Source organism: Arthrobacter sp. HMWF013 (genome assembly GCF_003061105.1).
Lineage (GTDB): Bacteria > Actinomycetota > Actinomycetes > Actinomycetales > Micrococcaceae > Arthrobacter.
This window is the reverse complement of the sequence record NZ_QAIQ01000432.1, coordinates 1-5,994: the sequence shown is the minus strand read 5'-3', so window position 1 is coordinate 5,994 and position 5,994 is coordinate 1. Positions and strand designations below refer to the sequence as shown.

The window sequence follows — 5,994 nt, the reverse complement described above, 5'->3', positions numbered from 1 at the left end:
GCACCGGGTACTCAAGGTTCCCCGTGATCGGGGAGTCCTCTGACGACATCAAGGGCCTGGTCCACGTCAAGAAAGCGGTCGCCGTGCCGTGGGACCGCCGGGCCAACCTGGAAGCCGGCGCCATCATGACCGATGTCCTGCGTGTGCCGGAGACCATCCACCTCGACGCCCTCCTGGCCGAGCTGCGGGAAGGAAACCTCCAGCTCGCCGTCGTTCTTGATGAATACGGCGGAACTGCCGGCATCGCCACCCTCGAGGACCTCGTGGAGGAAATCGTGGGTGAAGTGGCGGACGAACACGACAAGGTCCGCCCGGGCCTGCTCCAAAGCGCATCAGGGGACTGGTACTTCCCGGGGCTGCTCCGTCCCGACGAACTGTCCGAACAGATCCCGGGGCTCACCGTTCCGGACGAATCAGCTTATGAAACGGTGGGCGGGTACGTCATGAGTGAACTGGGCCGTATTGCCGTGGTGGGGGACACTGTCTCCGTTGGCGGTGGCACGCTCAGCGTGACCAGGATGGACGGCCGAAGGATCGACCGCATCTGCTTCCGTCCGGCCGCACCCGAACCTGAGCCGGCTCCGGATGACAGGAGCGGGCGATGAGTGACTGGGCAGGAATATTCTGGCTGGTCATCCTCCTGCTGGGCAACGCGTTTTTTGTCGGCGCCGAGTTCGCCGTCATGTCCGCGCGGCGCAGCCAGATCGAACCCCTTGCCGACGCCGGTTCCAAGCGTGCACAGACCACTCTGCGGGCCATGGAAAATGTCTCGCTGATGCTTGCCTGTGCGCAGTTGGGCATCACGGTATGTTCGCTGCTGATCCTGCAGGTGGCCGAGCCTGCCATCCATCACCTGATGGCGGCACCGCTGGAAGCCGTGGGGCTGCCGGTTGAAGTTGCCGACGTCGCTGCTTTCGCCATCGCCCTGATGGTGGTGACCTTTCTCCATGTCACCTTTGGTGAGATGGTGCCGAAAAACATCTCGGTATCCGTGGCTGACAAGGCCGCGCTGCTCCTGGCTCCGCCGCTGATGTTCGTGGCCAGGCTGGTCAACCCTGCCATTGTTGCGCTGAACTGGTCTGCCAACCACATCCTCAAGCTGCTCCGGATTGAGCCCAAGGACGAAGTGAATTCTTCCTTCACGCTCGAGGAAGTCCAGTCAATTGTGCAGGAGTCCACGCGCCACGGGCTGGTGGATGATGACCAGGGGCTGATCACCGGTGCACTTGAATTCTCCGAATACACGGCCTCGAACATCATGGTGCCGTTGGACAACCTGGTCATGCTGAAAGCGGCCACAACCCCGGTGGAATTCGAGAAAGCTGTCAGCAGGACAGGATTCTCCAGGTTTCCGATGCTCGATGATGACGGCATCATCGCCGGTTATCTGCACGTGAAGGACGTCCTGTCGATCCCTGACTCGGACTACCAGCACCCGATTGCCGAAAGCCGGATCCGCTCACTGGCCAACCTGTCGCTGGACGACGAAGTGGAGACGGCTATGTCCGTGATGCAGCGCACGGGCTCGCACCTTGCCCGCGTGATCGGGGCGGACGGACAGACGCATGGAGTCCTGTTCCTGGAAGACGTGATCGAGCAGCTCGTGGGGGAGATCCGGGACGCCACCCAGGCCACCGGCATCAGGAGGCTGGGCCAGCCCAACGGTCAATGAGCCTGACCCTCCGGACCTCCGCTCCTTTTCTAAATAGGAATCATTCCTATTTAGGGCTAGACTTCAGGGAGTCGAAAAAGTCCACCCACACCGATTTGAGGTTTCCGTGCGTCACCCCGCAGCCATCCGAACGTCCCTCGCAGCCCTCGCGGGCTTCAGCCTCCTGCTGACGGCATGCAGCCCCGGAAACGGGACGGCGCCGGCCTCCTCGGGCACGGACACTTCTTCCGGAGCATTGTCTGTCGTGGCATCCACCAACGTATACGCGGACATTGTCCGGTCAGTGGGCGGGGACAAGGTCAGCGTCGGGTCCATCATCAACCAGGCCGGCCAGGACCCTCATTCATACGAGGCAACCGCGCAGGACCGGCTGTTGGTCTCGAAGGCCGATCTGGTCATCGAGAACGGCGGCGGCTATGACGACTTCCTGCACAAACTGGCCGACGACAGCAATATTCCGCACAGCAGTATCGTGACTGCAGTCGAAGTCTCCGGCCTGGCACCGGAGGAAACCGGCACGGAAACACCGGCCGCCGTCGAATCCGGAGCTTCCACTGAGTCGGACGACGGGCACAGCCATGTCCATGGCGAGTTCAACGAACACGTCTGGTACAGCGTGGATGCCATGGGCAAGCTGGCCGATTCCATCGCGGCCAAACTCGGCGAGCAGGATCCAGCATCAGCTGCCCTGTTTACCGCAAACGCGGCAACATTCAAGACGGCGGCCGGCGAGCTGACCGGCAAGCTTGCAGCGCTCAAGGCCAACGGGGCAGGCGCGCCGGTGGCCGTAACCGAACCGGTTCCGGTGTACCTGCTTGAAGCGGCGGGCCTGGAGAACCGGACCCCCGAGGACTACACGGCGGCCATCGAAGAAGGCTCCGATGTCCCGCCGGCTGTACTGAAGGCCGCCACGGATCTGGCAGGCTCCAAGGAGATCAGGTTCCTGGCCTACAACCTGCAGACCGAGGGCCCCCAGACCGAGGCACTGAAGAAAGCCGCAGAATCGGCCGGCGTTCCCGTCATCGACTTCAGCGAAACCCTGCCCGAGGGCAAGACGTACCTCGAGTGGATGACGGACAATGTTGAGAACGTCAGCAATGTTTTGGAGAAGAATAGTTGAAACCGGTGGTGAGCCTCCGCGGGGCGTCCCTGCAGTTCGGCAAACGGACGCTCTGGGAGGATCTCAACCTCGATATCAAACCCGGCGAGTTTTTCGCTGTGCTTGGTCCCAATGGCAGCGGCAAGACCAGCTTCCTGAAAGTGCTTCTGGGCCTGCAGGAGCTCCAGACCGGCCGGGCAACGCTGGGTGACCGCCCGGTGGAGCGGGGAAGCAGCCTCATCGGCTACATTCCCCAGCAGAAATCCTTTGCCCCGGACACCCCCATGCGTGCCAGGGACCTGGTGGGGCTGGGCGTGGACGGGCACCGCTGGGGGTTGCGGCTGGGCATGTCCCGGGCCAACCGCAGAATTGACGAACTCCTGGAACTCGTGGGGGCCAGTGATTACGCGAAGGTTCCGGTGGGGCTGCTCTCCGGCGGTGAACAGCAGCGTCTGCGCGTCGCGCAGGCCCTGGCCACAGACCCCAAAGTACTCCTGTGCGACGAACCCCTGTTGTCCCTGGACCTGCATCACCAGCAGGCCGTCAGCGCTCTGATCAACAAGCAGTGCCACGAACAGAACAGTGCGGTGGTCTTTGTCACCCACGAGATCAACCCGATCATCGATTACGTCGACCGCGTACTCTATCTGGCAGGCGGCCGGTTCAGGGTAGGGACACCGCAGGAAGTCATGACCACCGAGGTCCTCTCGGATCTCTACGGATCCCACGTGGAAGTCATCCACGCGAACGGCCGCATCGTCGTCGTCGGCCTTCCGGACGCAACCACGCACCACCATGACATTGTCCCGGTAACGGCCGGCGAGGTGGCCTGATGGACGCTGACAGCATTATTGGAGCGATTTTCAGTTTCGAGAACTACGGGGAACTGCTGGTGCTGGTCCAGAACTCCATCTGGGCCGGGGCCGTGCTGGGCCTGCTCGGCGGGCTGGTGGGGACCTTCGTGATGAAGCGGGACCTGGCGTTCGCGGTCCATGGCATCTCCGAGCTGTCTTTCGCCGGGGCGGCCTTTGCCCTGCTGATCGGTGCGGACATCGTGTTCGGTTCGCTGATCGGTTCAGTGGCGGCCGCGCTGCTCCTGGGCCTGATGGGGGTTAGGGCACGGGACAAGAACTCCATCATCGGCGTGATCATGCCGTTCGGGCTGGGCCTGGGCATCCTGTTCCTGTCGCTTTACCAGGGACGGGCCGCGAACAAGTTCGGCCTCCTCACCGGTCAGATCGTGTCCGTCGACACCGTCCAGCTTCAGGTCCTCGCGGGGGCGGCCGTGGCCGTGATCGCCGCGCTGGTCATCATCTGGCGCCCGCTCAACTTTGCCAGCGTTGATCCGGAGCTGGCCGAAGCCCGCGGTGTGCCGGTCCGGACGCTTGCCTTGATCTTTATGGTGCTGCTCGGCGTGAGCGTGGCGCTGTCCATCCAGGTGGTGGGGGCGCTGCTGGTGCTCGCGCTGCTGATCACTCCGGCGGCCGCCGCGCTGCGCGTGACATCCTCGCCTGTGGCGCTGGTGGTGCTCAGCGTTGTCTTTGCCGTGACGGCCACGGTGGGCGGAATCCTGCTGGCGCTGGGCGGACGTATCCCGATCAGCCCCTATGTCACCACGTTGTCGTTCCTTATATACGTGGTGTGCCGGATCATCGGTTCGTTCCGGGCCCGGAAGGGAATCAACGGCCGCGTGGTTCACGCCCACTAGGGTGCGGGCCCAGCGACGCGGCAGGATCCCTAGAGTTTGCCGGCGGCCCTGAGCGCGGTGCAGTCCGGGCACAGTCCAAAGATTTCCACGGTGTGTGCCACCTCGGTGTAGCCGTGCTCCTGGGCGATCCGGGCCGCCCATGTTTCCACGGCGGGGGCCTCAACTTCCACGGCCTTACCGCAATTGCGGCACAGGAGGTGGTGATGGTGGCCGGTGACCGCACAGCGACGGTAGACGGCTTCGCCCTCGCCGTTGCGCAACACATCCACGAGGCCGTCTTCAGCAAGGGACTGCAGGATCCGGTAGGCGGTGGCCAGCGAGACCGAGACACCCTGGTTCTGCAGGATGCGGTAGAGCTCCTGGGTGCTGACGAAATCATCCAGTTCGTCCAGGGCGGCGCTGACGGCCAGCCGCTGTTTGGTGACGCGCTGCTCTTTTCCCGCTCCTGTTCCTGAGGCGGCGCCGGCAAGGGCCCCCGAAGGCCGGCCTGCAGCGCTGCCGGCGGAGGCAGCGTTCGACGGCGACGCGTCTGCTTTGGTGCCGGACGGCATGGAGGTACTCGCTTCCCTGAGGGACGGTGGCAATCATCAAGATTACCAGCCGGGGCCGCCCGGCCGGTTTTCCCGGACAGTCCGGTATTTCCTTGGACAGGCCCGGAACCGGAACCTAGGCTGGCGCTATGAAGCTGACGAAATACACCCACTCCTGTGTCCGGCTCGAAAAGGATGGCCAGGTGATCGTGCTGGATCCGGGGACCTTCTCGGAAACAAAAGAGGCGCTGGACGGCGCGCATGCCATCCTGGTCACACACGAACACGGCGATCACGTGGATGTGCCGGCGGTGGTTAACGCCCTCCGCGGCTCCGCGGACCTGGCAGTGTTCGCTCCGGCGGGGGTGGCCAAACACCTGCAGGATGAGGCGCCTCAACAGTCCTCGCGGATCCACACGGTTGAACCGGGATCCACGTTTGAAGCAGCCGGTTTCAGCATCCGCAGCTTCGGCGGCCAGCATGCGCTCATCCACCCGCAGGTCCCCGTGGTGGCCAACATCGGATATCTGGTGGACGAAAATGTCTACCATCCGGGGGATTCCTTCATCGTCCCGGACGGGCTCAGCGTCAAGAACCTCCTGGTTCCGCTCCACGCACCCTGGAGCAAGGTCAGCGAGGTGGTGGACTTCGTGATCGCCGTCCGCGCCCCGCAGGCGTTCCAGATCCACGACGGCCTGCTGAACGGGATGGGCGTCAAGATCGCGGAGTCCCATGTAGCCCGGCTGGGAAAAAAATACGGCACCGAGTACACCCACCTTGCACCGCGGGAATCGGTGGAAGTCTAGAAGCATGAAGAGTCCGTTGATTGATGTCCCTGCCCTCCGGGACCGCCTGGCCGCCGGCCAACGTATTGTTCTGCTCGACGTCCGCTGGGTCCTGGGCGACCCCCACGGCCGGGAGCACTATCTGGCGGGGCACCTCCCGGGGGCAGTGTTCGTTGAGCTGGCCACCGAGCTTGCAACAC

General features: G+C 63.6%; 7 protein-coding genes and 1 pseudogene. 7 read left to right on the top strand and 1 reads right to left on the bottom strand.

Translation table 11 applies throughout. The features are described from left to right. The 5 genes from DBR22_RS15740 to DBR22_RS15720 form a co-directional block, all read left to right on the top strand. On the top strand, positions 1 to 605 hold a 605-nt coding region (locus DBR22_RS15740), incomplete at its 5' end, for a transporter associated domain-containing protein (RefSeq protein WP_146187525.1). Then, on the top strand, positions 602 to 1,672 hold the full coding sequence (locus tag DBR22_RS15735; RefSeq protein WP_108599797.1) for a hemolysin family protein: 1,071 nt from the start codon (positions 602 to 604) through the stop codon (positions 1,670 to 1,672). The genes DBR22_RS15740 and DBR22_RS15735, both read left to right, overlap by 4 nt. Positions 1,673 to 1,778: 106 nt before the next feature. After that, positions 1,779 to 2,792 carry a metal ABC transporter solute-binding protein, Zn/Mn family gene (locus DBR22_RS15730; RefSeq protein ID WP_108599796.1) on the top strand — a complete coding sequence of 338 codons (1,014 nt, stop codon included), beginning with the start codon at positions 1,779 to 1,781 and terminating at the stop codon, positions 2,790 to 2,792. Beyond that, on the top strand, positions 2,789 to 3,604 hold the full coding sequence (locus tag DBR22_RS15725) for a metal ABC transporter ATP-binding protein (protein ID WP_181365209.1): 816 nt from the start codon (positions 2,789 to 2,791) through the stop codon (positions 3,602 to 3,604). Before DBR22_RS15730 ends, DBR22_RS15725 begins: the two co-directional genes overlap by 4 nt. Continuing rightward, complete coding sequence (locus tag DBR22_RS15720) at positions 3,604 to 4,479, top strand: metal ABC transporter permease (protein ID WP_108599795.1); 876 nt, start codon at positions 3,604 to 3,606, stop codon at positions 4,477 to 4,479. Before DBR22_RS15725 ends, DBR22_RS15720 begins: the two co-directional genes overlap by 1 nt. Before the next feature lie 29 nt (positions 4,480 to 4,508). Here DBR22_RS15720 and DBR22_RS15715 read toward each other — a convergent pair whose 3' ends face one another. Next, positions 4,509 to 5,030: a Fur family transcriptional regulator gene (locus DBR22_RS15715; protein ID WP_108599794.1), complete on the bottom strand. Its 522-nt coding sequence runs from the start codon at positions 5,028 to 5,030 to the stop codon at positions 4,509 to 4,511. A gap of 128 nt (positions 5,031 to 5,158) precedes the next feature. Between DBR22_RS15715 and DBR22_RS15710 the strand changes: the two genes are divergently transcribed. Together DBR22_RS15710 and DBR22_RS24635 are read left to right on the top strand one after the other, a co-directional pair. Then, complete coding sequence (locus DBR22_RS15710; protein WP_108599793.1) at positions 5,159 to 5,815, top strand: MBL fold metallo-hydrolase; 657 nt, start codon at positions 5,159 to 5,161, stop codon at positions 5,813 to 5,815. 4 nt (positions 5,816 to 5,819) lie between these two features. After that, positions 5,820 to 5,994, top strand: a pseudogene (locus DBR22_RS24635) (sulfurtransferase); the annotation flags it as partial.

Excerpts from the sequence above, each read along its gene's own strand:
- DBR22_RS15735 (WP_108599797.1), top strand. The coding sequence starts at position 602 with ATGAGTGACTGGGCAGGAATATTCTGGCTGGTCATCCTCCTGCTGGGC.
- DBR22_RS15720 (WP_108599795.1), top strand. The coding sequence starts at position 3,604 with ATGGACGCTGACAGCATTATTGGAGCGATTTTCAGTTTCGAGAACTAC.
- DBR22_RS15715 (WP_108599794.1), bottom strand. The coding sequence starts at position 5,030 with ATGCCGTCCGGCACCAAAGCAGACGCGTCGCCGTCGAACGCTGCCTCC.
- DBR22_RS15710 (WP_108599793.1), top strand. The coding sequence starts at position 5,159 with ATGAAGCTGACGAAATACACCCACTCCTGTGTCCGGCTCGAAAAGGAT.